Source organism: Actinokineospora fastidiosa, assembly GCF_014648415.1.
GTDB classification, from domain to species: domain Bacteria; phylum Actinomycetota; class Actinomycetes; order Mycobacteriales; family Pseudonocardiaceae; genus Actinokineospora; species Actinokineospora fastidiosa.
Window position 1 is genome coordinate 649,232 of record NZ_BMRB01000002.1, and the last position, 26,804, is coordinate 676,035.

Annotated in this window: 19 protein-coding genes and 1 pseudogene; 9 read left to right on the forward strand and 11 right to left on the reverse strand. The window is 73.1% G+C overall.

The window, feature by feature from the left end; all coding sequences use genetic code 11:
* Positions 1–10 precede the first annotated feature (10 nt).
* The 3 genes and pseudogenes from IEY98_RS12895 to IEY98_RS12905 form a co-directional block, all read right to left on the reverse strand.
* A pseudogene (locus IEY98_RS12895) lies at positions 11–7,465 on the reverse strand (type I polyketide synthase); the annotation flags it as partial.
* A 160-nt stretch (positions 7,466–7,625) separates the two neighbouring features.
* On the reverse strand, positions 7,626–8,552 hold the full coding sequence (locus IEY98_RS12900; RefSeq protein WP_308425882.1) for a YihY/virulence factor BrkB family protein: 927 nt from the start codon (positions 8,550–8,552) through the stop codon (positions 7,626–7,628).
* A gap of 60 nt (positions 8,553–8,612) precedes the next feature.
* Complete coding sequence (locus IEY98_RS12905) at positions 8,613–8,996, reverse strand: DUF5313 family protein (protein WP_189210661.1); 384 nt, start codon at positions 8,994–8,996, stop codon at positions 8,613–8,615.
* A 60-nt stretch (positions 8,997–9,056) separates the two neighbouring features.
* Between IEY98_RS12905 and IEY98_RS12910 the strand changes: the two genes are divergently transcribed.
* The gene (locus tag IEY98_RS12910) at positions 9,057–9,509 is read left to right on the forward strand and encodes a MarR family winged helix-turn-helix transcriptional regulator (RefSeq protein WP_189210662.1); all 453 of its coding nucleotides are present in this window, start codon (positions 9,057–9,059) and stop codon (positions 9,507–9,509) included.
* A gap of 47 nt (positions 9,510–9,556) precedes the next feature.
* Positions 9,557–9,700, forward strand: coding sequence for a hypothetical protein (locus IEY98_RS12915; protein WP_189210663.1), 144 nt, complete (start codon positions 9,557–9,559; stop codon positions 9,698–9,700).
* A gap of 327 nt (positions 9,701–10,027) precedes the next feature.
* Here IEY98_RS12915 and IEY98_RS12920 read toward each other — a convergent pair whose 3' ends face one another.
* Positions 10,028–10,279 carry a hypothetical protein gene (locus IEY98_RS12920; protein WP_189210664.1) on the reverse strand — a complete coding sequence of 84 codons (252 nt, stop codon included), beginning with the start codon at positions 10,277–10,279 and terminating at the stop codon, positions 10,028–10,030.
* Between the two features lie 103 nt (positions 10,280–10,382).
* On the opposite strand from IEY98_RS12920, the gene IEY98_RS12925 reads away from it, so the two are divergent.
* From IEY98_RS12925 to IEY98_RS12935, 3 genes are read left to right on the forward strand one after another with little or no spacing between them, the layout of a single operon-like run.
* On the forward strand, positions 10,383–10,781 hold the full coding sequence (locus IEY98_RS12925; protein WP_189210665.1) for a GntR family transcriptional regulator: 399 nt from the start codon (positions 10,383–10,385) through the stop codon (positions 10,779–10,781).
* Positions 10,778–11,641, forward strand: coding sequence for an ABC transporter ATP-binding protein (locus IEY98_RS12930; RefSeq protein ID WP_189210666.1), 864 nt, complete (start codon positions 10,778–10,780; stop codon positions 11,639–11,641). Before IEY98_RS12925 ends, IEY98_RS12930 begins: the two co-directional genes overlap by 4 nt.
* Positions 11,642–11,651: 10 nt before the next feature.
* Positions 11,652–12,437: an ABC-2 membrane transporter-related protein gene (locus tag IEY98_RS12935; RefSeq protein ID WP_189210667.1), complete on the forward strand. Its 786-nt coding sequence runs from the start codon at positions 11,652–11,654 to the stop codon at positions 12,435–12,437.
* On the opposite strand, the gene IEY98_RS12940 is transcribed toward IEY98_RS12935, so the two are convergent.
* The 4 genes from IEY98_RS12940 to IEY98_RS12955 all read right to left on the reverse strand — a co-directional run bounded on the left by IEY98_RS12940 (position 12,434) and on the right by IEY98_RS12955 (position 17,069).
* Positions 12,434–14,086: a catalase gene (locus IEY98_RS12940; protein ID WP_189210668.1), complete on the reverse strand. Its 1,653-nt coding sequence runs from the start codon at positions 14,084–14,086 to the stop codon at positions 12,434–12,436. The two genes, IEY98_RS12935 and IEY98_RS12940, sit on opposite strands and share 4 nt — an antisense overlap.
* A gap of 35 nt (positions 14,087–14,121) precedes the next feature.
* Positions 14,122–14,553 (reverse strand): SRPBCC family protein, encoded by a 432-nt coding sequence (locus IEY98_RS12945; protein WP_189210669.1) that lies wholly within the window; start codon positions 14,551–14,553, stop codon positions 14,122–14,124.
* A gap of 135 nt (positions 14,554–14,688) precedes the next feature.
* Complete coding sequence (gene gad / locus IEY98_RS12950; RefSeq protein WP_189210670.1) at positions 14,689–16,062, reverse strand: glutamate decarboxylase; 1,374 nt, start codon at positions 16,060–16,062, stop codon at positions 14,689–14,691.
* A 71-nt stretch (positions 16,063–16,133) separates the two neighbouring features.
* Complete coding sequence (locus IEY98_RS12955) at positions 16,134–17,069, reverse strand: GNAT family N-acetyltransferase (protein WP_189210671.1); 936 nt, start codon at positions 17,067–17,069, stop codon at positions 16,134–16,136.
* Positions 17,070–17,233: 164 nt separating this feature from the next.
* On the opposite strand from IEY98_RS12955, the gene IEY98_RS12960 reads away from it, so the two are divergent.
* Positions 17,234–18,613, forward strand: coding sequence for a PhoX family protein (locus IEY98_RS12960; RefSeq protein WP_229786871.1), 1,380 nt, complete (start codon positions 17,234–17,236; stop codon positions 18,611–18,613).
* Positions 18,614–18,714: 101 nt separating this feature from the next.
* Positions 18,715–20,139, forward strand: a complete 1,425-nt coding sequence (locus IEY98_RS12965) for an Nramp family divalent metal transporter (RefSeq protein ID WP_189210672.1) — start codon at positions 18,715–18,717, stop codon at positions 20,137–20,139.
* Here IEY98_RS12965 and IEY98_RS12970 read toward each other — a convergent pair.
* The gene (locus IEY98_RS12970) at positions 20,136–22,280 is read right to left on the reverse strand and encodes an MMPL family transporter (protein WP_189210673.1); all 2,145 of its coding nucleotides are present in this window, start codon (positions 22,278–22,280) and stop codon (positions 20,136–20,138) included. The genes IEY98_RS12965 and IEY98_RS12970 overlap by 4 nt on opposite strands.
* A gap of 5 nt (positions 22,281–22,285) precedes the next feature.
* Positions 22,286–22,840, reverse strand: a complete 555-nt coding sequence (locus IEY98_RS12975) for a TetR/AcrR family transcriptional regulator (protein ID WP_189210674.1) — start codon at positions 22,838–22,840, stop codon at positions 22,286–22,288.
* A gap of 99 nt (positions 22,841–22,939) precedes the next feature.
* On the opposite strand from IEY98_RS12975, the gene IEY98_RS12980 reads away from it, so the two are divergent.
* Positions 22,940–23,392, forward strand: a complete 453-nt coding sequence (locus IEY98_RS12980) for a hypothetical protein (RefSeq protein WP_189210675.1) — start codon at positions 22,940–22,942, stop codon at positions 23,390–23,392.
* 3 nt (positions 23,393–23,395) lie between these two features.
* Here IEY98_RS12980 and IEY98_RS12985 read toward each other — a convergent pair whose 3' ends face one another.
* Complete coding sequence (locus IEY98_RS12985) at positions 23,396–24,406, reverse strand: polysaccharide deacetylase family protein (RefSeq protein ID WP_189210676.1); 1,011 nt, start codon at positions 24,404–24,406, stop codon at positions 23,396–23,398.
* Between the two features lie 171 nt (positions 24,407–24,577).
* Between IEY98_RS12985 and IEY98_RS12990 the strand changes: the two genes are divergently transcribed.
* The gene (locus IEY98_RS12990) at positions 24,578–26,113 is read left to right on the forward strand and encodes a putative glycoside hydrolase (RefSeq protein WP_308425883.1); all 1,536 of its coding nucleotides are present in this window, start codon (positions 24,578–24,580) and stop codon (positions 26,111–26,113) included.
* Positions 26,114–26,804 lie beyond the last annotated feature (691 nt).

Below are 26,804 nucleotides of genomic sequence, written 5' to 3' on the forward strand. Positions count from 1 at the left end.
GCGCCGTCCTTTACTGGTCGATCAGGGCGAGGGTGGGCTGCGCTGGGGCCAGCCGGGCCACGATGGCCTCGGCCAGCTTGCGCGGGGTCGGCTCGTCGAAGACGACCGTGGCGGGCAGCCGGGCCCCGGTCGCCGCGGACAGCCGGTTGCGCAGCTCGACCGCGGTGGCCGAGGCCATGCCGAGGTCGTGGAACGCGCGGTCGGGGGCGATGTCGGCCTTGCCCGCGTAGCCGAGCACCACGGCGGCGTGGGTGCGGACGAGGTCGAGGGTGCTGCGGGCGCGCTCGGACGGGTTCTCCGCGATGTCGGCCACCGCGACCGGCCGGGCCGGGGCGCTGCCCCGGCAGGTGATCCCGCCGATGACGACGGCGGCGTGCCCGCGCCCGTCGGTCAGCGTCAGGCCGTCCCTGGTGGCGCACAGCGTCAGCGGTCCGGTCGCCGTCGCGCCGCTCACCTCGGTGAACGCGAACGGGCGCGCGTCCGGGTCGCCGAGGTGGGCGGCCAGCGCGGCGTCGATGAGGACCGGGTGGAGGGTGAACTCCCCCGGCGGCAGGTCGACCGAGAGCACAGTGCGGGGTTCGCCGTCGCCGGGATCGGCAGGGAGGTCCGCCAGCGCGCCGGTGGCGCACGGGAACCAGGTGTCGACGCGGGCATGGACAGTGAACGTGCGGGCGGCGGCCACGGCGAGTTGGAGGTCAACCGGCCCGTCCAGGGGGACGGGCGTGTGCAGGACCAGTTCGGCGACCTGGCCCCCGCCCGCCGCGCGCAGGGCCAGGTCGAGCAGGACGCCGGCGGGCAGCACCGCGGCCCCGTCGATCTCGTGCCCGCCGAGCCAGGGGTGCTCGGCCGGGTCGACGCGGGCGTTGAGCACCATCCCGCCGTCGGCCAGGTCGACGGCGGCGGTGACGAACGCGTGCCCGGTGGCCGGGGCCGCCGCGCGTTCGGGGAGCCAGTACCGCCTGCGCTGGAACGGATACGTCGGCGGCGCCACCCGAGGCGGTCCGTCCACGCCGGACACCGCGGTCCAGTCGGCGGGCGCGCCGTGGACGTGGGCCTCGGCCAGCGCGGACAGCATGCGCGAGCGGCCGCCCTCGTCGCGGCGCAGCGTGCCGACGACCGGGGTGTCCATGAGGTCCTGCAGGCCCATGGCGAGCACCGGGTGCGGGCTCACCTCGACGATGAGCCCCGCGCCGCAGGCCTGGGCGGTGTCGGACAAGCGAACCGTGGAGCGGAGATCGCGGTACCAGTAAGCGGCGTCCATGGTCGTGGTGTCGATCGGACCGCCGGTCACGGTGGAGTGGAACGGGATGCTCGCCGCCCGGGGCTCGATGTCGGCCAGCGCGGCGAGCAGGTCCGCCTCCAGCGGCTCCATCGCGGGCGAGTGGCTGGCGTAGTCGACCGGGATGGGTCTGCCGTCCGGGTGCGCGGCGAGGAACCCGGCGACCGAGTCCGGGTCGCCGGAGACCACGGTGGCCCTCGGGCCGTTGACGGCGGCGACGTCCAGCCCGGGCCAGCGGGTCAGCGCGGCCCGCACCTGCGCCTCCGGGAGCCGCATCGCGGCCATCGCCCCCGCGCCCGCGACCTTCCGCAGCGCCTGGCTGCGCAGGGCGATCACCTTCGCGGCGTCGCGCAGCGACAGCGCCCCGGCCACGCACGCCGCCGCGACCTCGCCCTGCGAGGTGCCGAGGATGGCCGCGGGCCGCACGCCCCAGGCCAGCCACTGCCTGGCGAGGGCGACCATCACCGCGAACAACGCGGGCTGGACGACATCGATGCGGGTTAGCGGCCCGGCGAGCTCGGTGCGCAGGTCCCAGTCGACGAACTCCGACAGGGCGGCCGCGCACTCGTCGACGGCCGAGGCGAACTCGGGGCACTCGGCGGCCAGCGCCAGGCCCATCCCCGTCCACTGCGCGCCCTGCCCGGGGAAGACGAACGCGACGTCCGGCGGGCCCTCGGCGGCGCCGACCGCGAGGCCGGGCGCGGGCAGGCCGTCGGCGAGCGCGTCGAGGCCCGCGTCGATCTCCGCGCGCGACGCGCCCACCACCACCGCCCGGTGCTCGAACGTCGAGCGCGTGGCGAGCGCGTGCGCGATGTCGGCGGTACCGCCGGGGAACGCCCGCAGTCGCCGGGCCTGCGCCCGCAGGGCATCAGGCGTGCGGGCCGACACCGGCCAGGCGGCGGTCGCGTCCGGGATCGGCTCGGGTCCGCCGTCGACGGCTTCCAGCACCACGTGCACGTTGGTGCCGCTGATGCCGAAGGACGACACGCCGGCCCGGCGCGGGCGGTCCACGGCGGGCCACGGCCGCGCCTTGGCCGCCACCTCGACGCCGTCCCACTCCACCTCCGGCGTCGGCCGGTCCGCGTGCAGGGTCGCGGGGACGACGCCCGCGCCGAGCGCGGTCACCATCTTGATCACGCCGCCGACCCCGGCCGCCGCGGCGGAGTGGCCGATGTTGGACTTCAGCGAGCCCAGCAGCAGCGGCGCGCCCGACCGCCTGCCGTACGTCGCGACCAGCGCGGCGGCCTCGATCGGGTCGCCCAGCGCGGTGCCGGTGCCGTGCGCCTCGACCACGTCCACATCGGACACACCGAGGCCCGCGGCGGCCAGCGCGTCGCGGATCACGCGCTGCTGCGCGGCACCGTTGGGCGCGGTCAGGCCGTTGCTGGCGCCGTCGGAGTTCATCGCGCTGCCCCGGACGACGGCCAGCACCGGGTGGCCGTTGCGGCGCGCCGACGACAGCCGCTCCAGCAGCACGACGCCCGCGCCCTCGGCCATGCCCATCCCGTCGGCATCGGCGGCGAACGCCTTGCTGCGCCCGTCCGGCGACAGCGCCCCGGTCTGGCTCATCCCGACGAACGACCGCGACGACGCCATGACCGTCACCCCGCCCGCGATCGCCAGCTCGCACTCCCCCGACCGCAGCGACGCCGCCGCCAGGTGGATCGCGCTCAGCGACGACGAGCAGGCCGTGTCGATCGTCAGCGCCGGGCCGTGCAGGCCGAGCGTGTAGGCGACGCGACCGGAGATGACCGACGAGAAGCTGCCGGTCATCAGCTGGCCCGTCTCGCTCTCCGCGGGCGCGGCGCGCCCGGTGCCGTAGTCGACGGACACGCAGCCGATGAACAGGCCCGTCCGGCTGCCGCGCAGCGACGCCGGGTAGATGCCCGCCCGCTCGACCACCTCCCAGCCGATCTCCAGCACCAGCCGCTGCTGCGGGTCCATCGCCGTCGCCTCGCGCGGGGAGATCCCGAAGAAGGCGGCGTCGAAGTCGCCAGCGTCGTAGAGGAAGCCGCCGCGCTGGGCGCGGCTCGCCGTGCGCAGGGCCGCGAGGTCCCAGCCGCGGTCGGCGGGCAGGTCCCCGGTGGCGTCGACGCCGTCGGCCACCAGCCGCCACAGCGCCTCCGGCGTGTCGGCCCCGCCCGGGTAGCGGCAGGCCATGGCCACGATGGCGATCGGGTCGTCGTCCGAGGCGCGCTCGACCGGTGCGCTCTCGACCGGCTCCGCCGTCTCCTCACGGGAGAGCCGGTCGACGAGGTGCGCGGCGAGGCGGTCGGGCGTGGGGTGGTCGAACACCAGCGTCGCGGGCAGGGCGAGCCCGGTCGCGGCCGCCAGCCGGTTGCGCAGGTCCACCCCGGTCAGCGAGTCGAACCCGATGTCCTTGAACGGGCGCGCCGCCGACACGTCCTCGGGGGACAGCCTGAGGACGGCCGCGGCGCTCGTGCGCACCAGCCGAGCCACCGCAGTGGCCCGCTCCGCCTCCGGCAGGTCGGCGAGCGCGGAGCCCGCCCTGGCCGCCTCGGGGATGGTCTCGGCCATCCTCGTCCTGGGCAGGCGCGTCCAGTCGAGGTCCGCGACCACCAGGTCGGTGTCGGTGGCCAGCGCCCGCACGGCCCGCTCGGGGTCCATCAGGCCCGCGCCCGCCAACCGCAGCCCGGCGGCGGCGCGGTCGTCGACCAGCCCGCCGCCCGCCCAGCCGCCCCAGGCGATCGAGGTGGCCGGGAGGCCGTCGGCGCGGCGCCGCTCGGCCAGCGCGTCCAGGTGGGCGTTCGCCGCGCCGTACGCGGCCTGGCCCGCGTTGCCGAGCACGCCGCTGGCGGAGGAGAACAGGACGAACGCGGTCAGGTCGAGGTCTCGGGTCAGCTCGTCGAGCAGGTCGGCGGCGTGCGCCTTGGGCGCGAGGACGGCGTCGACCCGGTCGGCGTCGAGGTCGCCGACCAGGCAGTCGTCCAGCGCTCCCGCGGCGTGGACGACCGCGGTGGGGCGGTGCTCGGCGATCACGGCGGCGAGCTGGTCGCGGTCGGTGACGTCGGCCCGGACGAGCGCCATCCTCGGGTCATCGGGCCCTCGGCCGCTGCGGGAGACGAGGACGACGCGCTCGGCGCCCTGCTCGACGAGCCAGCGGGCGGCGTGCCCGGCGAGCGCGCCGCTGCCCCCGGTGATCAGCACCCGCGCGCCCGCCCACGACGTCCCGGCGGTGAAGCCGGTGCGCTCGATGCGGCGCGCGCTGACCCCGTCCTCGCCGATGGCGACCTGGTCCTCGTCGCCCGCCAGCACCGAGCACAGCGCGGCCAGCACGCGCGGGGTGAGGTCGGTCGGCAGGTCGATCAGCCCGCCCCAGCGGTCCGGCTGCTCCACCGCGACCGCCCGGCCCAGGCCCCACACCTGCGCGCGGCGGGGATCGCGGGAGCCGTGGGTGGCCACCCAGAGCCGCGCCCGCGTCGTCCGCGCCAGCTCGACGGTCTCCATCAGCGTCGGGTCGACGGCGAGCAGGTGGTCGGGGTGCTCGTCGGTCACCTCGGCGCCGCGGTCGGCGAGGGCGGCGGCGATCGGGGCGGTGTCGTAGCCGTCGGGCGCGGTGATCGCCCAGCGGCCGCGCAGGACCGGGACGGCCGTCTCGCGGACGGGACGCCAGGTGACGCGGTAGGTCCAGCCCTCCAGCGGGTCGGCGGCGTGCCAGTAGCGCTCGCGCTGGAACGGGTAGGTCGGCAGGTCGGCCCGCGCGGGCGGGAAGACGGTCGCCCAGCCGACCGGGACGCCGTGCACGTGGGCCTCGGTGAGCGCGCGCAGGAACGCGCGGTGGCCGCCGTCGTCGCGGCGCAGCGTGCCGAGCGCGGCGACCCGGCCGCCGACCTCGGTGGCGGTCTCCTGCACGGCGGCGGTGAGCACGGGGTGCGCGCTGGGCTCGACGAACCGGCGGAACCCCCGGGCCAGCAGCGCGCGGGTGGCGTCGGCGAAGCGGACCGGTTCGCGCAGGTTGCGGTACCAGTAGTCGGCGTCGAGGGTGGTCGTGTCGATCTCCGTGCCGGTGACCGCGGAGTAGAACGGGACCCGCGCGGCCATCGGCTCCACCTCGACCAGCGCGGCCAGCAGGGCGTTGCGGATCGGCTCGACGTGCGGGGAGTGCGACGCGTAGTTCACCGGCAGCGCCCGCGCCCGCACCCCGCGGCGCTCGCACTCGGCGACCAGCCCGGCCAGCGCCTCCGGCTCACCGGCGACCACAATGGACTGTCCGCTGTTGAGCACCGCGATAGCGGCGCCGGGTGGCAGCAGCGGCTCGACGTCGGCGGCGGACAGCGCGACCGACACCATCCTTCCGCTGCCCGCCAGGGCCGTCAGCAGCCGCGACCGCAGCACGACGACCCGCGCGGCGTCCCGCAGCGAGAGCGCGCCCGCCACGCACGCCGCCGCGATCTCGCCCTGGGAATGCCCGACGACGGCCGCGGGCACGACACCGTGCGCCTCCCAGAGCCGCGCCAGGGAGACCATGACGGCGAACAGCATGGGCTGCACGACGTCGTCGCGGCGCAGCGCCTCGTCGTCGCCGAGCACGTCGGACAGCCGCCACGGCGCGAACTCGGCGATGGCCGCGCCGCACTCGGCCAGCGCGGCGGCGAACACCGGGGACGCCTCGGCCAGCTCCAGCGCCATGCCGACCCACTGCGCGCCCTGGCCGGGGAAGACGAACACCGTGCCGTCGCGGCTGGGCACGACCGAGCCCACGATCCCGTCCGCCGGGAGATCGCCGCGCGCGATGGCGCGGATGTCGTCCGGGTGGAACACCGCGGCCCGGTGCTCGAAGGCGGTGCGGGTCAGCGCGAGCGCGGAGGCCAGCGCCGCCTTGTCCTCCGGCAGGTCCGCGAGCCGCGCGGCTTGCGCGCGTAGCGCCTGCGGTGTGCGGGCGGAGAGCAGCCACGGCGCGCCGTCGACCGGCGTCCCCGGCGTGGGCGCGGTCTCCGGAGCGGCTTCCAGGACGACGTGGGCGTTGGTCCCGCTGATGCCGAACGCCGAGACCCCCGCGCGCACGACCCGGTCCGTGGGCAGCGCCACCGGCTCGGTCGCCAGCCTCAAGGTCGACCAGGCGATCCGGCGCGACGGCGTCTCGACGTGGAGGGTGGGTGGCAGCGTGCGGTGGCGCAGGGCGAGCACCGCCTTGATCACGCCCGCGACCCCGGCGGCCGCGCCGGTGTGGCCGAGGTTGGACTTGACCGACCCCAGCAGCAGCGGCCGGTCCCGGTCGGCGTGGAGGGCGGCGAGCGCGCGGGCCTCGATGGGGTCGCCCAGCGGCGTGCCGGTGCCGTGCGCCTCCACCAGGTCGATGTCGGCGGGGGCCAGCCCGGCGTCGGCCAGCGCGGCGCTGATCACCATCCGCTGGGCGTCCTCGCTGGGCGCGGTGAGCCGGGGGCTGGCCCCGTCGGAGTTGGTCGCGCTGCCGCGGACGACGGCGAGCACGGGCGCGCCCTCGGCGAGCGCGTCGTCGAGGCGGCGCAGGTAGAGGATGCCGACGCCCTCGCCCCACGCGGTGCCGTCGGCGTCGTCGGCGAAGGACTTGCACCGGCCGTCGGGGGCCAGCCCGCGCTGGCGGCTGAAGTCCACGAACGGCCCCGGGGTGCCCATGACCGTGACCCCGCCCGCGAGCGCTGCCGAGCACTCGCCCGACCGCAGCGCCCGCACCGCCAGGTGCAGCGCGACCAGCGAGGACGAGCACGCCGTGTCCACGGTCAGCGTCGGCCCGCGCAGCCCGAGCGCGTAGGCGACCCGGCCGGAGACGACGCTGACCATCGAGCCCGTCATCGTGTAGCCCTTGGCGTCCTCGACCGGCTCGTGCATGCGCGGCCCGTAGTCGAGCGCGATCGCGCCCAGGAACACCCCGGTGTCGCTGCCCCGCAGGCGGGCCGGGTCGACGCCCGCGCGTTCGACCGCCTCCCAGGACACCTCCAGCGCCAGCCGCTGCTGCGGGTCCATGGCGACGGCCTCGCGCGGCGAGATCCCGAAGAAGGCGGCGTCGAACCTGTCGGCGTCGCGCAGGAATCCGCCGTGCCGGGTCGCGCTGGGCGTGGCGGGGTCCCACCCCCGGTCGGTGGGGAACGGGCTCACCCCGTCGCGGCCGTCGGCGAGCAGGTCCCAGAACCCCTCCGGCGAGTCCACCCCGCCCGCGAACCGGCAGCCGATGCCGACGATGGCGATGTCCGCGCTCATGTGGGTGCCCCCCGTGGGTCCGGTGCCTGACCACACCGTTGCCGAGCGCGTTGACCTCACCCTGACACCGTCCGCACGGTGGCGCGGAGTTGTCGCCGGGGTGCGGGTTTCGCCAGCGGGCGCGCGGCTCCCGCGCGCAGATTTCCGGCTAGGTCCGGGTCGTCTCGCCCAGGTCCTCCCGCTCCTGGTCGTCCAGCGCGCGGGTGTCGCGCGGGGGCAGGAACGGCTCGTCGTCCTCGGCGCTGGCGCCGGTCCTGGCGATCTCGGCGTCCAGCTCCGCGCCGAGGAGGACGGCGAGGTTGGTGATCCACAGCCAGACCAGGAAGGCGATGATCCCGCCGAGGGAGCCGTAGGTCTTGTTGTAGGAGCCGAAGTTGGCGACGTAGACGGCGAACCCGGCCGACGCGGCCGCCCAGATCAGCACGGCCAGCACGCCGCCGGGGGTGATCCAGCGGAAGCCGGGGTGGCGCACGTTGGGCGCCGCCCAGTAGAGCAGGGCGATCACCAGGCTGACGAGCACCGCGATCACCGGCCACTTGACGACGCCCCAGATCGTCAGCCCGGTCGTCCCGATGCCGATGGCCGAGCCGATGCGCTCGGCGATCGCCCCGGTGGCGACCACGCCCGCGGCACAGAGGGCGAGCAGGACCGCCACGGTGACGGTCATCCCGATCCGCAGCGGGATCGTCTTCCACAGCGGACGGCCCTCGGGCATCTCGTAGATGGCGTTGCTGGCGCGCATGAACGCGCCGATGTAGCCGCTGGACGTCCACAGCGCGCCGAGCAGGCCGAGGACGGCCAGCGGTCCGGCCACGCTCGCCGAGCCCTTCAGCTCCTCGACCGCGGTGGTGAGGATCTCGGCGGCCTGGCCCGGCACGATCGCCTGGATGTTGTCGACCAGGCTGGCCGTGGCCGACGGCCCGAGCAGCGCGGTCAGCGAGGTGACCACGACGATCGCGGGGAAGATGGAGAGGACGGCGTAATAGGTGAGGGCGGCGGCCCAGTCGGTGAGTTTGTCCTTGGCGAACCCGCGGAGGGTGCCGCGCAGGAGCGACTTCCAGGAACGCGGTGTCATCGACGTCATCGAGCCTCCCGTCCCCCGACGAGTACCTCGTTCCGCGTCGGTGAAACGCGCTTACTCCGCTTGGCGGTAGGCCGCGTCGTAGTGCGCCTGCGCCTCGGCGTCGGCCTCCGCGTGCCGCGCGCTGCGGATGTCGCGGGCGGTGCCGTAGGGGTAGCCGTGCCTGGCCGCCCGCATCTCCGCGCTCTCGTGCAGGTAGGAGAAGGAGAAGTAGTAGCCGATGATCACCGCGAGGCCGACCATGCCGAGCCGGATGGGCAGCGGGCCGGGCACGAGCAGGCACACGACGGCGATCGGGGCGAGGAGCACGCTGGCCCGGGCGGCGTGGCGCAGGACCCAGGTGCGGGCGGTGACGTCGTGCAGCACCCACTCCCGCAGCCGGTCGGGCAGCCTGCCGCCCACGGCGTACCAGAGCCACTGCACGGGGTTGGGTCGCATGGCTCCTCCTGATCGGCTTGCAGTACCCTAACATTTAGCACACTAACAGTTAGGGTGGCCATGACGACCATCGACCTCGGGGACGACCCCCTGGCCCTGGACCGCCAGGTCTGCTTCGCCCTCTCCGTCGCGTCGCGGGCGGTGATCGGCATCTATCGGCCGCTGCTGGAGCCGCACGGGCTCACCCACCCCCAATACCTGGTGATGCTCGCCTTGTGGGACCGCTCCCCGCGCACGGCCCGCGACCTGTGCCGGACCCTGCACGCCGAGCCCGCCACCCTCTCCCCCATGCTCAAACGCCTGGAGACCATCGGCTACCTCACCCGCGCCCGCAACCGCTCCGACGAACGCGAGCTCCGGATCGACCTGACCCCCGCGGGCCACGCCCTCCGCCGGGAAGCGGAGAAGATCCCATACAAGGTCGTCGAGCGACTGGGCATGGAGGTCGCCGAACTCCAGACCCTGCACTCCGCCCTCTCCCGGGTGATCGCCGCCGCCACCTCGGACGGATAAGCCGCGGCCCGCCGGGGTATCCGGACCGGCCCAGGGAAGGAGCCCCCATGACCACCCCAGACCCCGACCCCACCGACCCGGACGACTACGCCGAGGAAGTGGGCATCGACCCCACCCCCGACCAGGTCGACCACTACGTGGAACTGGCCGAGGAGCGCAGCCCGAACCCCGCCGACCCCGACCCCGCCTGACGCCGCCTGCTACCACCCGAAACGGCGAACCGACAAGGCTGACCCCCGGTCGATCATCGCGGGCGATGGCTAATCGTTGTCACCGTTCCTGATAGATCAGCGAGGCCACACCCGGTAGCACTTCCCGCCATCGGGCTTCACCTGGTGCCGACGTGCGCCGGTCGGCGAGTCCGGGCGTCAACGCGAGAAGGCCCAGACCACGCACACACCTGCCGACCCATAGGGGCCTACCGCAGCACGAGCGCGCCGACCCGCATGGCCGACCCCTCCACTGCTCCGCGCACAGCGTCCTCGCCGCCGAGGCCCAAGCCCTCACCCAGGCAGTCCTCAGCCGCCCAGGTTGTTCGTGGTGGCGGTCAGGGCGGCCGCCTGGCGTTCCAGGTCGTCGTCCGTGAACTCCGTCTGGCCCGTCGTGCGCAGCAGGTCCGCTCGGGAGATGACCTCAAGGCCCGCGCGGTCCGCGCCCGCCACCACGTCCACCCGGCCCTCGCGGAGGACCAGGACCGGATCAGGAAGGTCGGAGTCCAGCAGTTCGCGGAGATCTCCGGCGTGGACGGTCAGCGGTTCCTCGTTCGCCATAACCCCCGCATACCCCGCCACGGCCGCGCCAACCGCCGAGCTTGACACCGGCGCGCGCCCTCCTCCATGCTTTCACTAGTTGATTAGTTAAAGGGGGTTATGCGTGATCGCCTTCCACCTGGACCGCGGGTCCGGGGTCGCGACCTACCTGCAGCTGGTGCAGCAGGTCAAACACGCGCTGCGGCTCGGCACGCTCGAGCCCGGTGACCGGCTGCCGACGGCCAAGGAAGTCGTGGCCGAGTTGGCCATCAACCCGAACACCGTGCTCAAGGCGTACCGCGAGCTGGAGCGGGAAGGGCTCGTCACGGCCAAGCCGGGGGTGGGCACCTTCGTCCAGCGCTCGCTCGGGGGCGCCTCGTTCGCCGAGCACGCACGCCTGCGCAAAGCCCTCAACGGCTGGATCGCCGACGCCCGGGCCGCCGGGCTGGACCAGGGGGACGTCGAGGCGCTGGTCGCCTCCGTGGTCCTCGACGCCTTTCGACACGGGGAGCGGACCGCGTGACTGACCTGCCCGTCCTCGAGGCCACCGGCCTCGGCAAGCGCTACCGCCGCAAGTGGGCGCTGCGCGACTGCTCGCTCGCCCTCCCGAAGGGCCGCGTCGCCGCGCTCGTCGGCCCCAACGGCGCGGGCAAGACGACGCTGCTGCACCTCGCCGTCGGCTTGCTCTCCCCCAGCGAGGGAACCGTCCGGAGCACGGGCGCCACCGCGTTCCTCGCCCAGGACAAGCCGCTCTACCGCGGCTTCACCGTCGCCGAGACGCTCAAGTTCGGCCGCCTGCTGAACCCCACCTGGGACGACGCCTACGCCCACGACCGCGTCGCCGCGCTCGGGCTGCCCCTCGACGCCAAGGCGGGCACGCTCTCTGGCGGCCAGCAGGCGCAGGTGGCGCTCACGCTCGGCCTCGCCAAGCGCCCCGACCTGCTGGTGCTCGACGAGCCGCTGGCCAACCTCGACCCGCTCGCCCGGCACGAGGTCATGCGCGGGCTCATGGAGGCCGTGGCGGAGACCGGCCTGACCGTCCTGCTGTCCTCGCACGTGATGTCCGACCTGCGCGACACCTGCGACTGGCTCGTCGTGCTCAACGGCGGGCGCGTGCAGGTCAGCGGCGACATCGACGAGCTCATCGCGGGCCACCGCCTGCTCACCGGCCCGGCCGAGGACGCCGACGCGCTCGCCCGGCGGGTCGAGGTGGTGGACCGCTCCGGCTCGCGGCGCCAGGTGTCCCTGCTCGCCCGCACGGGGCCGATCCCGCTCGGGCCGCAGTGGACCGAACGGCCCGTCGACCTGGAGGAACTGGTGCTCGCCTACCTCCGCCGCCCCGACGCCGCGAGCCTGCCGCGGCCCACCCTGGCCACGGCGTAGGAGGACGACGATGTACTGGATGACCTACCGCCAGCACCGCACCCAATTGCTCGTCTCGGCCGCCCTGCTGGCCGTGATCGGCGCCGTGCTGCTCATCAACGGCCTGCTCGCGAGCGGCGCCGCCGACCCCAGGGAGTCCTTCAAGGCCATCTACGTCTACCTGTCGTGGCTGCCGGTCGCGCCGATCGCCGTCGGCGTCTTCTGGGGCACGCCCCTGCTCGCCGCGGAGTTCGAGCGCGGCACCCACCGCCTGGCGTGGACGCAGTCGGTGTCCCGCGCCCGGTGGCTCGCGGTGAAGCTGGGCACGCTCGGCCTCGCGGTGGCGGTCGCGGGCGGGGTGTTCGGCCTCATGGTCCAGGCCTGGATCGACGGGTACCCGACCGTCCGCGCCGCCGACCGCTTCGGCGACATCGCCCTGTTCTCGATGACCGGCGTCGCCGCGCCCGCGTGGTGGCTGTTCGGCTTCGCCGTCGGCACCGCGGCGGGCGCGCTCCTGCGCCGGACCCTGCCCGCCATCGCGGTCACCATCGTGATCTTCGTGCTGGTGATGGTCGGCCTGTTCCGGCTGCGCGAGGACTACGCCGAGCCCGTCGAGGTGCGCATCGACCACCAGTCGGAGGTCCCGCACGGCATGATCGTCGGCACGCTGCTCGACGCCGAGGACAACACGGTCGGCCTGCGGGTCCAGCCCGCCGACCGCTACTGGCGCTTCCAGTGGACCGAGGCCGGGATCCTGCTGGCGGCCGCCGCCCTGCTCACCGGGGCGACGGCCGTCGCGGTGCGGCGCAGGCCCTAGGGACGCGCCCGCTCGTTCGGCACGCAGTGGGTCATCTTCAGCCCGGTCACGTCGCGGCTCCCGTTCTGGCCCAGGCTGCCCAGCCGCTTGCGGTCCTCATCGGTGAGTTCCTGGCCGGGGAGGGGCTCGAGCCGGGCGACGTCGGCGGGCGTGATGCCCAGCGCCTCGCCGACGCGCAGGCCCAGGTCGTCCTCCACCAGGAGGAAGTGCCAGACCATGCGCTCCTGGATCGGCCGGTCGCACTGCGCCAGCAGCGCGCCGAAGTTGCGCACGAGGTCGTCGCGCTCCCACTGCTCCATGAGCAGATACCGCTGACCGGCCTGCAGGTAGTCGTTCGTGCGGGGGATGCGCTTGCGGGTCACCCTGCCCTCGATCACCGGGCCCTGCTCGTCATGGGTGGGGTAGTGGGCCTCCCGGAGGCCCCCGGTGATCGAGGGCTCGTAGTTGACGTGCGGGTTCTCGCCCGCGCGGTCGACGTAGTGGGCCATCTGGCCGTCGCGCTGGTTGGTCCGCACGTCGGCGTTCTTGGCGTGGTTCACCGGCAGCTGCAGGTAGTTCGGGCCGACCCGGTACCGCTGGGTGTCGCTGTAGCTGAAGGTGCGGCCGACCAGCATCTTGTCGTCGGAGAAGTCCAGGCCGTCGACCAGCACGCCGGTGCCGAAGGCGATCTGCTCGTTCTCGGTGAAGAAGTCCGACACGTTCCGGTCGAGCACCATCCGGCCGACCGGGCGGGCCGGGAACTGGTCCTCCGGCCACACCTTGGTGTCGTCGAGCGGGTCGAAGTCCAGCTCCGGGTGCTCGTCGTCGGACATGAGCTGGACCAGCAGCTCCCACTCCGGGTGGTCGCCGCGCTCGATGGCCTCGTACAGGTCCTTGGTCGCGTGGCCGAGTTCGGTGGCCTGGATCGCGGCGGCGTCCTCCTCGGTCATGCTGCGCACGCCCGCCTTCGGCATCCAGTGGTACTTCACCAGGTGGGTGCCGCCCTCGGCGTCGACCCACTTGTAGGTGTTGACCCCGAAGCCCTGCATGTGCCGGTAGTCCGCCGGGATGCCCCGCGGGCTGAACAGGTTGACCAGCATGTGCATGCACTCCGGCGTCTGCGACATGAAGTCGAAGATCCGGTTGGGCTCCTGCCGGAAGGTCACCGGGTCCGGCTTCAGCGCGTGGATCACGTCGGGGAACTTGACGGCGTCGCGGATGAAGAACACCGCGAGGTTGTTGCCCACGAGGTCCCAGTTGCCGTCCTCGGTGTAGAACTTCACCGCGAACCCGCGCGGGTCGCGCGCGCACTCCGAGGAGTCCCGGCCGCCGATGACCGTGGAGAACCGCACGGCCACGTCGGTCCGCTTGCCGCGGCCCTGGAACAGCTTCGCCCTGGTGTAGCGCTCGATGGGCTCCTCGCCCCACGACCCGTAGCTCTCGAAGTACCCGAACGCCGTCGTCCCGCGCGCGTGCACGACGCGCTCAGGGATGCGTTCGCGGTCGAAATGGCTGATCTTCTCCAGGAAGTGGTAGTTCTCCAGGGTCGCCGGACCCCTCGGCCCGACCGTCCGCTGGTTCTGGTTGTCGTAGATCGGATGGCCCTGCCGGTCGGTCAGCGTCGCCCTCCGGTCGTCCGGGCCCGGTCCCGTGTTCGCCACATCCACCATGTGCACAGGCCTACCCAGCGAGCCCCGGTCTGAACCTACCCGGCCCAGCCCTCCTGCCGGTCCGCCCGGCCTGCGTCGGTCCGCGCGGCGGCGCCCTGGGCGAGCGCGGCCACCGCCTCCGCCAGCTCCCGCCGCACCTCGCCCTTGTCCCCACGGGCGGTGTTCAGCCGCACGGCGACCCGGCTGCGGTCCCCGCCGACCTCGTGGACCACCAGTTCGCCGCGGTAGTCGTCCTGGCCGGGGACGCCCCACCGCAGCGTGCGGCTCGCCGCGTCCGCGCGGAACCACCCCTCGCCGTCGACGTGGTGCCCGTGGACGTCGGCCCGCACCTCCACCCGGTCGCCGCCCGTGCGGTGCGCCTCGGACACGACGGACAGGAACTCGGGCAGGTTCGCGGGCTCGGCGGCGTACTCGAACAGGTCCTCCGCGGGCACGTCGACCGGCGCCTCGTACTCGTGAACGGTCATCTCGTCCTCCTCCCCCACCGGATACCCGCCGACTGCCAGACCATCCGCGCGCCCGGCGACTGTGACGCGTTTCGAGAGGCCGCGCGTGCCCGGGCGGTTCGGCGTGGGGGCGGGCGCCCGCCCCCACACGGTCCCCTAGTCCTTGAACGTCAACGCGTTGCGCACCTCCGGCAACGGGAACGGGTGCGCGCTGAGGCGCTCGATGTGGGTGGCGAGGCTGCGGAGGAAGCGGCTCGCCAGGTCGACGGTGAAGCCCTGGCGGCACACCACCCTGATCACGTCGACGTGTTCGAGGTCCGGTGGGAGGCTGTAGGCGGGCACGTGCCAGCCGTCGGCCTTCAGCGCCTCGGACAGGTGGTAGACGGTGAACCCCGCCTGCTCGGGGTCGCGCATGCGGAAGGTCACCACCGGCAGGTCCTCGCCGTCGGCGACGAGTTCGAGCAGGTCCAGCTTGCGCACGCCCGCGGCGATGTGGCGGGCGGTGTCCTGGCAGCGCTGGGCGATCATCCGGAAGCCCGCCATCCCGTTGCGCAGGAACTGGTAGTACTGGGCGATCACGCCGGACGCCGGGCGGGAGAAGTTCAGCGTGAAGGTCGGGTGGTGCCCGCCGAGCACGTTGCAGTCGAAGACGAGCGACTGCGGCAGGTACTGCGGGTCCCGCCACAGGCACCAGCCCGCGCCCGGGTAGACCAGCCCGAACTTGTGCCCGGACGCGTTGATCGACACCACCCGGGGCAGCTCGAAGTCCCACCGGATGTCGGTGTCGACGAACGGGGCGAAGAAGCCGCCGCTGGCCGCGTCCACGTGCAGCGGGACGTCCGGTCCACCCGACTCGGCCAGCGCGTCCAGCTTCGCGGCGATCCGCTCGATCGGGTCGTAGCGGCCGTCCTGGGTGCTGCCGAGCACGCCCACCACGCCGATGGTGTTGCCGTCGACGGCCTCGGCGGCGAGGGTGGGGTCGAGGGTGGTCCGGTTGGGCGCCAGCGGGACCGTCCTGGCCTCGACGTCCCAGAAGTTGCAGAACTTCGGCCAGCAGACGTGCACGTGCGTGCCGAACACCAGGTTCGGCACGCCGCTGCCGCCGCGCTCGCGCCAGCGGCGCAGCATCGCGAGCCCGGCGAGCATCGCGGCCTCCGAGCTGCCGCTGGTCGAGCAGCCGACGAACCGGCCGTCGTCGTCGTGCCAGAGCCCGGCGAGCGCGTTGATGCAGTCCTGCTCGATCTCCGAGCTGGCCGGGTACTCCTCGCGGTTCATCAGGTTGATCGCGGCCGTCTCCGCGTAGACCGCCTCCAGCTCGGGCTCGGCGGCGGTGGTGCAGAAGGTGGCCAGGTTGAGCGCCGCCCTGCCGTCGAGCAGCAGGCGGGACCGGATGATCCCGGCCGCGACGGCGGCGGGCATCGGCGACTCGGGCAGCCTGCCGCGCGGGATCACGTCCTCGTCGATGCGCTGGGCGAAGACGGGTGAGATCTGTAGTTCGTCCGTGTCGGTGATCGCTCTCTGCAAACTCACGTTGGCTCTCCTCGGTCGAAACACCCTCCCGGGTCGAGCTTCCCGAGGTCGCGGCCGAGGTGACGACACCCTCACGGGTGGTCGGGCCCCCCGAACGGATGAGGAGCGCGCCGCCACGCGTCGATGACGAGAACCGGGCGCATACCAGCGTTCTCGTAGAGGCTCAAGGCAGGCGTGGTGTTGTTGGTGTCCACGTGCAGGATGGTGCCGCGCAGCCCGGCGGCGCGGTCGGCGGCGAACGCCGTGCGCAGCAGGAAGCCGGCGATCCCCCGCCCGCGCGCCTCCTTGAGCACGCCGAGGTCGGCCACGTACCCGCAGTCCTCGTCCTCGACGAACTCGCGGTTGGTGAGCAGCACGCCGACCGGCGTCCCGTCGAGTTCGGCGACGGTGAGCCCGGGCCAGTCGAACACCGGGTTGTCGTCCAGCGCGGTCTGCCAGTCCGCGAAGGGCTTGCCCACCCAGCCGAAGTGGTCCTTGAACGACTCGACGAGGACCGCGTGCGCGGCAGCGGCCACCTGCCGTCCGGACCGCAGGGTCACCCCGCGCGGGGCGATCGGCGGGTCGGCGTCGCCGTCGTGGTCGATACGCATGCGGTGGAAGGCAGTGGCGGGGGCGAACCCGTGCCGCTCGGCAGCGGCGCGCAGGGCGTCGTCGGCCCGGTAGAAGCCCATGTCGACCACGCCACCCGGGGACATCTCGTCCGCACGGGCGAGCACCCGCGCGAAGAGGAAGTCGACCGCGGGCGGTTCGGCGATGACGTCGACCTGGACCTGGCCCGCGCCCTTGTGGTACGCCCAGCCGTAGCCGAGCAGCGCGCCGTCGGGCCCGTGCACCAGCCAGGAGTCGGTCTCCGGCGCGAACCCCGGCTCGGCGAGGTCGGTGCGGATCTGGTCCAGGGTGGTGTCGGCGCGGCCGATGACCCGCTCGTTGTACGCCGACACCAGCGCCAGGATCGCCTCGGCGTCGGCCATCGTCGCGGGTCGGCTGGAGTGACCGGGGGGAAGCATCCCGACAGGGTGATCGCCCGCCCCGGTCCTCGTCCACCGGATTTCCGCCCTCGGCTGAGGAACCACATGTTCACCCGGCCGTCGATCGCCGGACGGCGAAACGACCGGAACGCCCACCTAGGGTTTCGCCCGTCCCCGCCCGACGAACCCCTCCAGGAGAGACCGTGGTCGACACCCCGCCCGCCCCCGGACGCCGCGCGTTCCTGCGCACGGGCCTCACCGCCGCCGCGGCGCTGACCGCGGCCGGTCCGCTCACCGCGCTGAGCGCGCGCACCGCGGGCGCGGCCCCGATGTCCAAGTTGGACGCCAGCCCCGACTACGGGCCGCTGATCCCCGCGCGCGACCACACCACCGGCCTGGCCCTGCTCTCGCTCCCCCGCGGCTTCGAGTACCTGACCTTCGGGTGGACCGGCGACGCCATGAGCGACGGCGTGGCGACCCCCGGCGCGCACGACGGCATGGCCGCGTTCCGCAGAGGCGACGGCAAGGTCGCGATCGTCCGCAACCACGAGGTCGGGGCCTACCGCGGCGCGTTCACCGAGACCGCCTACAACCCGACCGCGGGCGGCGGCACGACCACGCTGGTGTTCGACCCGGACAAGGGCGAGTTCACCGAGTCCTGGGCCAGCCTCGGCGGCACGATCCGCAACTGCGCGGGCGGGCCCACCCCGTGGGGCACCTGGCTGACCTGCGAGGAGACCACCGAGATCGCGCCGAACGGCACCCGCCACGGCTACGTCTTCGAGGTCCCGTTCGACGGCGCAGGGGACCCGGAGCCGCTGCGCGCCATGGGCCGGTTCAGCCACGAGGCCGTCGCCGTCGACCCCTCCACCGGTTACGTCTACCTCACCGAGGACGCCACCCCGTCCGGCCTGTACCGCTACATCCCCCGGCGCCGGGGCAACCTCGCCGCGGGCGGGGACCTGCAGATGCTGGCCATCGAGAGCGCCGAGGGCGGCTCGTACTCGACCTACACCGACGGCACCGGCACCGAGTACCGCACCTCGTGGGTGCCGATCGCCAACCCCGACTACGCCCCCGGCGAGACCCGTCCGGCCCTGCAGGGCGCGGCGCTGGGCGGCGCGGTGTTCCGCCGCCTGGAGGGCGCGTGGTGGGGCAACGACCGCCTCTACATCGTCTCCACCAGCGGCGGCCCGAAGGGCCAGGGCCAGGTCTTCGAGTACGACCCGGCCACCGAGCGGATGCGCGTGCTGTTCGCCTCCCCCGACGCGAAGGTGCTCAACAACCCCGACAACCTCTGCGTCAGCCCGCGCGGCGGCATCGTGCTGTGCGAGGACGGCAGCGAGAGCGAGTACATCCACGGGCTGACCACCGACGGGCAGATCTTCCCGTTCGCGCTCAACACGGTCGTGATCCCCGAGGGCGGCGTGCCCGGCAAGTCGGTCCGCGCGGGCGACTACTCCGGCTCGGAGTGGTGCGGCTCGACGTTCGAGCCGAAGAACGGCAACTGGCTGTTCTTCAACGCCCAGTCCCCCGGCATCACCTTCGCCGTCACCGGCCCGTGGCGGCGGGGCTCGCTCTGACACCGCGCGTCCGACACCGCCGGTTGACATTGCCATCCTGATGACCAGGTGTTACTGAGAGAGGGGTAGTCAAGGGCCGATCGACACCCCGGAGGCCAGTGATGACGGCAGGCGAGCGCAGGTCCGTGGTCGAGCGTTTCCCGAGCGGGCACCTGCCGCCGCCGCAGGTCAGGCCGCTGCCGGACGCGCCTGCCTCGACCTGGCGGATCATCGGGCCGGGCGTCATCGCCGCGGGCGTCGGCCTGGCCTCCGGGGAGTTCATCCTCTACCCCTACATCGCCTCCCAGGTCGGGCTGGTGTTCGTGTGGGCGGCGCTGGTCGGGCTGGTCACGCAGTTCTTCCTCAACATGGAGATCGAGCGCTACACCCTGGCCACCGGCGAGACGGCGCTGACCGGGTTCAGCCGGTTCTGGCGGCACTGGGGCCTGGTGTTCGCCCTGATGACGTACTTCGCCAACCTCTGGCCGGGGTGGGCGACCAGCTCGGCGACGCTGATCACCTACCTGTGGGGCGGCGAGGCGCGGTGGATCGCGATCGGCATGCTGGTCGCGATCGGCCTCATCCTCACCCTCGCCCCGGTCGTCTACACCGCGCTCGAACGGGCCGAGATGCTCAAGGTCGCCGCGGTGCTGGTCCTGGTCGTCGTCGGGGTGTTCGTCGCCATCTCCGCCGAGGCGTGGGCCGACGTGCCCACGATCGTCACCGACGCCAGCATCCCCGTGCAGCAGCTCGGGTTCGCCGTGCTGCTCGGCGCGCTGGCCTTCGCCGGGGGCGGCGGCGGGCAGAACCTGGTGCAGAGCAACTGGATCCGGGACAAGCGCTACGGCATGGGCGGCTACGTGCCGCGCATCGAGAGCCCGGTGACCGGCAAACCGGAGGCCGCGCCCGGCACCGGGTTCATCTTCGAGCCGACGCCGGAGAACCTCGGCCGGTGGCGGCGCTGGTGGCGCTTCGCCAACCGGGAGCAGCTCTACACGTTCGTGCTGATCTCGTTCATCTCGATCGTGTTCACCTCGCTGCTGGCCTACTCCACCGTCTTCGGCCGCGACGACCTGCCCAACGACATCGAGTTCCTCCGGCTGGAGGGCGACCGGCTGAGCGCTACGGTCGGCGGCTGGTTCGGGACGCTGTTCTGGGCCATCGGCGCCTTCGCCCTCTTCGCCGCCGCGCTGGGCATCGTCGACTACACCAGCAGGCTCGCCGCCGACGTCCTCAAGACGAGCTACCTGACCGGGCAGAAGGAAAGCACCATCTACTTCGGACTGGTGTGGGGCCTGGTCGTGATCGGCTGCGTCGTGCTGCTGGCCGGGTTCAGCCAGCCGCTGGTGCTGATCGTGATCTCGGCGTGCACGGGCGGGCTGATGATGTTCATCTACTCCGGCCTGCTCATCCTGATCAACCGCAGGCTCCTGCCGGAGGAGATCAGGATCTCCTCCGGCAGGATCGCCGTGCTGTGCTGGTCGATCGTCCTGTTCGGAACGCTGGCCGTGCTGACGATCGTCAACCAGGTGGGCAGGCTGTTCTAGCGGGCCGCCCCCGCGCCCACCGGCTCGGCCTGGGCCGGGCGGTCGGTGAGGGCGGCGCCCTCGACGTCGAGGGTCGGCAGCCACCGCAGCCACCGGGGCAGCCACCACGCGCGCTCGCCGAGCAGCGCCAGGGCGGCGGGCACCAGGACCATGCGCACGACGAAGGCGTCCGCGAGGATGCCGACGGCCAGCGCGAAGGCGATGGACTTGATCGCGGGCTCGCCCGCGGGCACGAAGCCTGCGAACACCGCGAACATGATCAGCGCGGCGGCCACGACGACCGGCGCGGCCTGCCGGAAGCCGGTCACGATCGCCGCGCGCGGCGCCGCGCCCTTGTGGTGCGCCTCGTGCATGCGCGACACCAGGAAGATCTGGTAGTCCATGGCCAGCCCGAACAGGATCCCGATCACCAGGATCGGGGTGAGGCTGATCAGCGGCCCCGCGCTGTCGAGGTTCACCGCGTCGGCCAGCCAGCCCCACTGGAACACCGCGACGGTGGCGCCCAGCGACGCGCCGACGGTCAGCAGGAAGCCGAGCACGCCCACCAGGGGCACCAGCAGCGACCGGAACACGAGCACGAGCAGGATCAGCGCCAGGCCCACGACCAGCACGAGGTACACCGGCAGGGCGTCGTCGAGCGAGGTGGCGACGTCGACGCTGACGGCGGTGGCCCCGGTGACGGCGGCGTCCGCGCCGTCGAGGTGGGCGCGCAGGTCGGCGACCAGGCGCTCGGTGGCCTCGCTGGTGGGCCCGGACTCGGGCAGCACCGTGACCATCGCCGCCGTGCCGTCCCGGTTGGGGATGCCGGGCGTGACGATGGCCGTGCCGTCGATGGCGTCGATCGGCCCGACGGCCTGGTTGGCAGCCTGCACGGCGTTCTCGCCCTCGAACAGCACGATCAGCGGTCCGTTGACGCCGGGCCCGAAGCCGTCGGCGAGCAGCTGCTGGGCCCTGGCCTGGGTGCTGTCGGCGGCCGGGGTCGGGACCAGCGTGGTGCGCATGGCGGTGACCGGCACGGCGATGACGCCGAGGCCGACGATCGCCAGCAGCAGCGCGGCCACGCGGCGGCGGGTGACCGCGCCGACCCAGCCCGCGTGGAAGCCGCGGTCGGCGGTCTCCACCCCCGCTGTGCGCTGCTTGCGGGGCAGGGCGCGGCGGCCGAGGTAGCCGAGCACCGCGGGAACCAGCGTGATGGCGACGAGCACGGCCACGACGATCGTCGCCGCGGCGGCCACGCCCATCTGGCTCAGGAACGGGATGCCGACCACGACCAGCCCGACCAGGGCGATGATGACCGTGATGCCCGCGGTGACGACCGCGGAGCCCGCCGTGCCCACGGCGACGCCGATGGCGGTCGGGACGTCCGCGCCCTGCCGCAGTTCCTGCCGGTACCGGTTGATGATGAACAGCGCGTAGTCGATGCCCACGGCCAGGCCGAGCATGCCCGCGAGCGCGGTCGTCGTGGACTGCAGGTCCATGAACCCGGTGGCGATGGTGATGCCCAGCACGCCGATGCCGACGCCCACCGACGCGGTCAGCAGGTTCATCCCGGCCGCGACGAGCGAGCCGTAGGTCAGCGCGAGGATCAGCAGCGCGATGACGACGCCGACCGCCTCGGTGGCGCCGCCGATGTGCGGGGCGGCCTGGACCGCCTCGCCCGTCACCTCGACGGTCATGCCGTCGGCCCGCGCGGCCTCGACGGTCCTCAGCAGCGCGTCCTGCTGCTCGGCGGTCACCTCGCCCATGGGGGCCGCGTAGACGACCGTGCTGTACGCGGTGTCCATGTCCCGGTTGACCGCGGGCGCGGCGGGGTCGAACGGGTTGCTCGCGCCGACCACCCCGGGCAGGGCGTTCAGCTCGGCCACCAGCTCGCCGACCGCCTGCGGGTTCTCGGTCAGGGTCCGCCCCTCCGGCGCCCTGACCACGACGCGGGCCTTGGCGCCGCCGGAGTCGAACTCCGCTGTGATGGTCTCCAGCGCGGTGGTGGACTCCTGACCGGGGATCGAGAAGCTGTTCGACGTCGTGCCGGACAGCGTCAGCGCGCCGACGCCCGAGCCGACCAGGACGACCAGCCACAACAGGACGACGGCGAGCCTGCGCCGCTGCGCGGCCATGCCGAGCCGGTATAACAGACGTGCCACGGGATTCAGGCCTCCACCTGGTTCGGACGGGACGCGAGCGCGTCGGAGCAGGTCGCGATGATCAACGGCCGCCACGCGGTCTTCTCCTCGCGCAGGTTGGCGGCCAGGCTCAGCACAGCCAGCGCGCTGAGCGCGCCGATGACGCGGACCTGCCGCTCGGTGTCGGCAGCGTCGACGGCGAAGACCTCGGAGACGAACACGTCCTGGTCGTCGAGGACCGCGTCGGACGCGGTGACCGAGCGGAAGGCCAGGGCGACCAGGCCCGGCCGGTCCAGCGCGATGTCGGTCAGCAGCTCCAGCGCGCGCCGGTCCCTGGCGGGACCCGGCGGCAGCGGCGCGACCTGGTCGAGCACCCGCCTGGCCTGCGCGTCGCCCACCTTCCGGGCGGCCTCGTACAGGGCTTCCTTGGTCGGGTAGTGGTGCAGCAGCCCGGCCTTGGACAGCCCCACGGCGTCGGCCAGCGCCTTCACCGACGTCTGCTCGAACCCGTGCCGGGCGAACAGCGCGGCCGCGCGGTCGAGGATCTCGTCGTCGACGTGGTGCCGGAACGGGCGTGCCATGAACCCGACGGTACCGGCGGACCGACCGATTCGGTCGGTAAAGCGACCGAATCGGTCTGTGAGCCTGCCGACACGGCGTCGGCTGCCTACGGTGCTCCCATGGATGCCGACCGATCCCGGCGCGAGGCGGTCCGGCGGCACGTCGACCGGGCCATCATCCTGCGCTGCCGCGTCTACCTGGCGATCTTCCTGGTCGCCTCGGCCGTCGCCGTGGTCGAGGCCGTCCTCGCGGGCGGCTGGACGCTGGTGTTCGCCGCGGCGGGCCTGCTCGCGGGCATCGCCGTCGGGCACGTCGTGAGCCGGATGTTCCGCCTGGAGTGGCACGAGTTCGAGCGCAAGGCGGTGGGCAAGATCGACGTGGTGGGCGCGGTGATCCTGGTGGCCTACCTGCTCGTCGCCGTCAACCGCGCCCGCCTGGTCGACCTGTGGGTGCCCGCCGCGTCGGCCGGGGCCACCAGCATGGCCGTGCTCGCCGGGATCATGCTCGGCCAGGTCCTCGGCATCCGCCGCGGCCTCATCGCCCTCTACCGCAGGACCGTCGCGGCGGGGTGAGGGTCAGTACGAGTGGGCCTTCCCCTTGTGGTTCGCGGCGACCGTGCGGTCGGTGTCGCGGGGGTAGGCGATCCGGTCGGGCACGCCGTCGGAGGTGTAGCGGCTCTTCGGCGCGGCCGCGAGCTTGTCCAGCCACACCGACGAGCCGAACGCGGCCTCGTCGCCCGTCGGGCCCTGCGAGCGGATGCGGGGGATGCGCAGCGGGTCGAAGTCGGCCGAGTACGGCGACGGCGCCGGGTTCGCGCCGACGAGCAGCGCGCCGATGTAGTCGTAGGCGACGCCGTCCGCGCTGCCCTTCGTCGCCAGCTCCGCGCGGTCGGGGTGGATGCCGAACGGCAGCGAGATCGTCCGCGCCCGCACGCCCGCCGCGCGGATCGCCGCGTCGCCGCGGGCGATGTCGCGCTGGGCGGCCTCGGGCGAGGCGTTGCCCAGGTTGGAGTGGGTCAGCGTGTGGTTGCCGACCTCCATGTCGTGGTCGACCAGCCACTTGAGCGTCCGCTTGCCGCCGGGGTCGTCGAACGGGTCGCCGTTGACGTAGAAGCTCGCCACCGGGCGGAAGCGCGGGTTCTGCTCGGCGACCTCCAGCATGATGGCGACCGCCGTGCCCGCCACGGGCTCGCCCTGCGGGGTCAGCGCGAACTGCGAGGGGTGCCCGTCGTCGAAGGTGAGGACGACCGGGTGCGTGCCCGCCGGGATGTCGATGTCGCCCGCGGCGTACTCGGCGGTGGTGACCGGGACGTACTTCTCCTTGGCCAGGCGCAGCAGCTCCGCGCGGAAGTCGGCGGGCGTGCGGTCGTAGACGGTGGTGGGCTTGTCGGTGATGCGGTGATACATCAGGACGGGGACGTCGCCCAGCTCGTTCGCCGCGTGCTCGGCCGGGTCCGGCGGCGGCGCCGAGGTGCGCGCAGGCGGGGCCGGAGGCGCCGCCTGCTGGACGGCGGCCGGGGGCGGCCCCGCGGTGCCGCCGCACGCGCTCAACAGGACAGTCAACGCCCCCAGTGCGCCTACCCGCATACCAGTCACACCACCACGGTCGGCGGCGGCGGTCGGAGAACGCAACGGGGCGACACGAAGGTGTGGGATTTGGTTAGCCGAGGTCATCCTGGATACGCCACAGCGGTATGAAATCGGTCGGGAGGGACGCATATGCGATCGCAGAGGAAAAGTCGCCGGACCGCCGTGGTCGTGGGAGCCGTGGTGGTGGTCGCGCTCGCGGTCGTCACCCCGCTGACCGTCCGCGCGCTCTCGGCCGATCCGGTCGTGATGGGCATGGAGGACGGCGCGGTCATGACCGCCAACGCGGCGCGCGACCTCGCGGTGACGGTGCCGGAGGGCACGAACCCCGACGAGGTCGAGCTGCTGCTCGACGGCAAACCCGTGCAGGCCAAGGCGGACGGGAACCGGCTGGTGCTCGCCGACGCGGACCTCGCCGAGGGCGAGCACACGCTGACCGCGCGCTCGCCCGGCTCGGTCCCGCTGCTGCCGGACGACGAGGTGAGCAGGCGGTTCACCGTCGACGGCACCCCGCCGAAGCTGACCGTGGCCGCCGACGCGGTGACCGACCTGCGCAAGCCGGTCGAGGTCCGCGGCACCGCCGAGGGCGCGTCCGCGCTGACGATGGACGGCAAGCCGGTGGAGCTGGCCCAGGACGGGCGCTTCGCCGTCACCCTGCCGACCGCGGCGACCGTCCAGTTCCAGGCGCGGGACGCCGCGGGCAACATCGCCGAGCAGAAGTTCACCGTCGACACCCGCCACCCCGGGATGCGCGCGGTGCACATGTCGGCGGCCGGATGGCAGTCCAAGGGGCTGCGCGAGCCGGTGCTCGCGATGGCCAGGGAAGGCCGCATCGACACCGTGCAGCTGGACATCAAGGACGAGAGCGGCGAGATCGGCTACAAGTCGAACGTGCCGCTGGCCAAGGAGATCGGCTCGACCCGGGACTACTACGACGCCAAGGCCGTCACCGACGAGCTGCACAAGATGGGCGTGCGCGTCGTCGGCAGGCTGGTCGCGTTCCGCGACCCGATCATGGCCCGCGCGTCCTGGGAGTCCGGCAAGAAGGACCGGGTCATCCAGACCTCGGGCGGCACCCCGTGGGCCAGCTCGTACGGGCAGTACTCGTTCACCAACTTCGCCCACCCCGACGTGATCGCCTACAACATCGGCCTGGCCGAGGAGGCCGCGAGCCTGGGGTTCGACGACATCCTCTACGACTACATCCGCAGGCCCGAGGGCGCGCTGTCGAGCATGAAGCTGCCCGGGCTGAAGGGCACGCCGGAGGACTCGATCGTCGACTTCGTGGCCAAGAGCCGCGACGCGGTGCGCAAGCACGGGGCGTTCCTGGGCGTGTCGGTGTTCGGCATCGCGGTCACCCGGCCCGCGCCGGTGGCGCAGGACATCCCGGGCATGGCCAAGTACGCCGACTACATCGCGCCGATGGTCTACCCGTCGCACTGGGGCCCGGGCGAGTACGGCGTCGCGCGTCCGGAGAGCCAGCCGTACGACATCACGGCGCGCTCGGTGGGCGATTTCGTGAAGAAGGTCGAGGGCACCGGCAGCGAGATCATCCCGTGGCTGCAGGCGTTCAGCCTGGGCGTGTCGTACGGGCCCAAGGAGGTGCGGGCGCAGATCGACGCGTCCAAGTCGGTCGGAGCGCCGTCGTTCCTGCTGTGGGACCCGGCCTGCCGGTACAACCCGGCCGCCCTGGACCCGAAGACCTGACGGCCGTCGCCACGACCAGCGGCGGCGTGTCCTGGCCCCTCGGCAGCCCCGACGGCCAGCGACGATCGATGCGGTCGTCGCCGCAGGCGCGGTGTGAACGGCGTCTTCTCCCGTTGACAAGCACCTGACAAAGATCCACTGTCAATTTGGGACCCCAGCCCCGCCCGCTTACGCTGGAGATCGATATCCGCGTGAACGGGGGAGGCGCCTCATGCCCGACGACGAGCGAAAGCCCCCCGACCACGCCCAACTCACCCCCAACCCCCCAGCCGAAACCGACACCCCCACCGACGACTGGCCCTGGCTAGGCATCCAGTGCTGCTCAGAACACGGCTGGCCCATGCTCAACAACCCAGGCGCAAGCTAGAACAGCGAGAGCCAGGGAGAGGCCCGAAGCCGGGACAGGCTGAGGCAGGAACCAGCCGACCGGGGAAGACCGAGGGCAAGCAAGAAGGCCATCGAGGTGACCACACCGGGCAGAACCGGTCAGGTTCGCCGGACGTAGGGACAAGCAACCGAACTGAGGGACAAGCCAGCAGCGGCCCCCACAGCGAAGGCAACTCCGCACGCCAACAAGGCAAGTAGTACAGGCAGAGCACGACAAACGGGACGAGCACTCCCACTGTCCACTCTCTACTACCCTCCGAAGCAACGGGACCACAACGCAACGCAACACGCCCCGGATAACTGT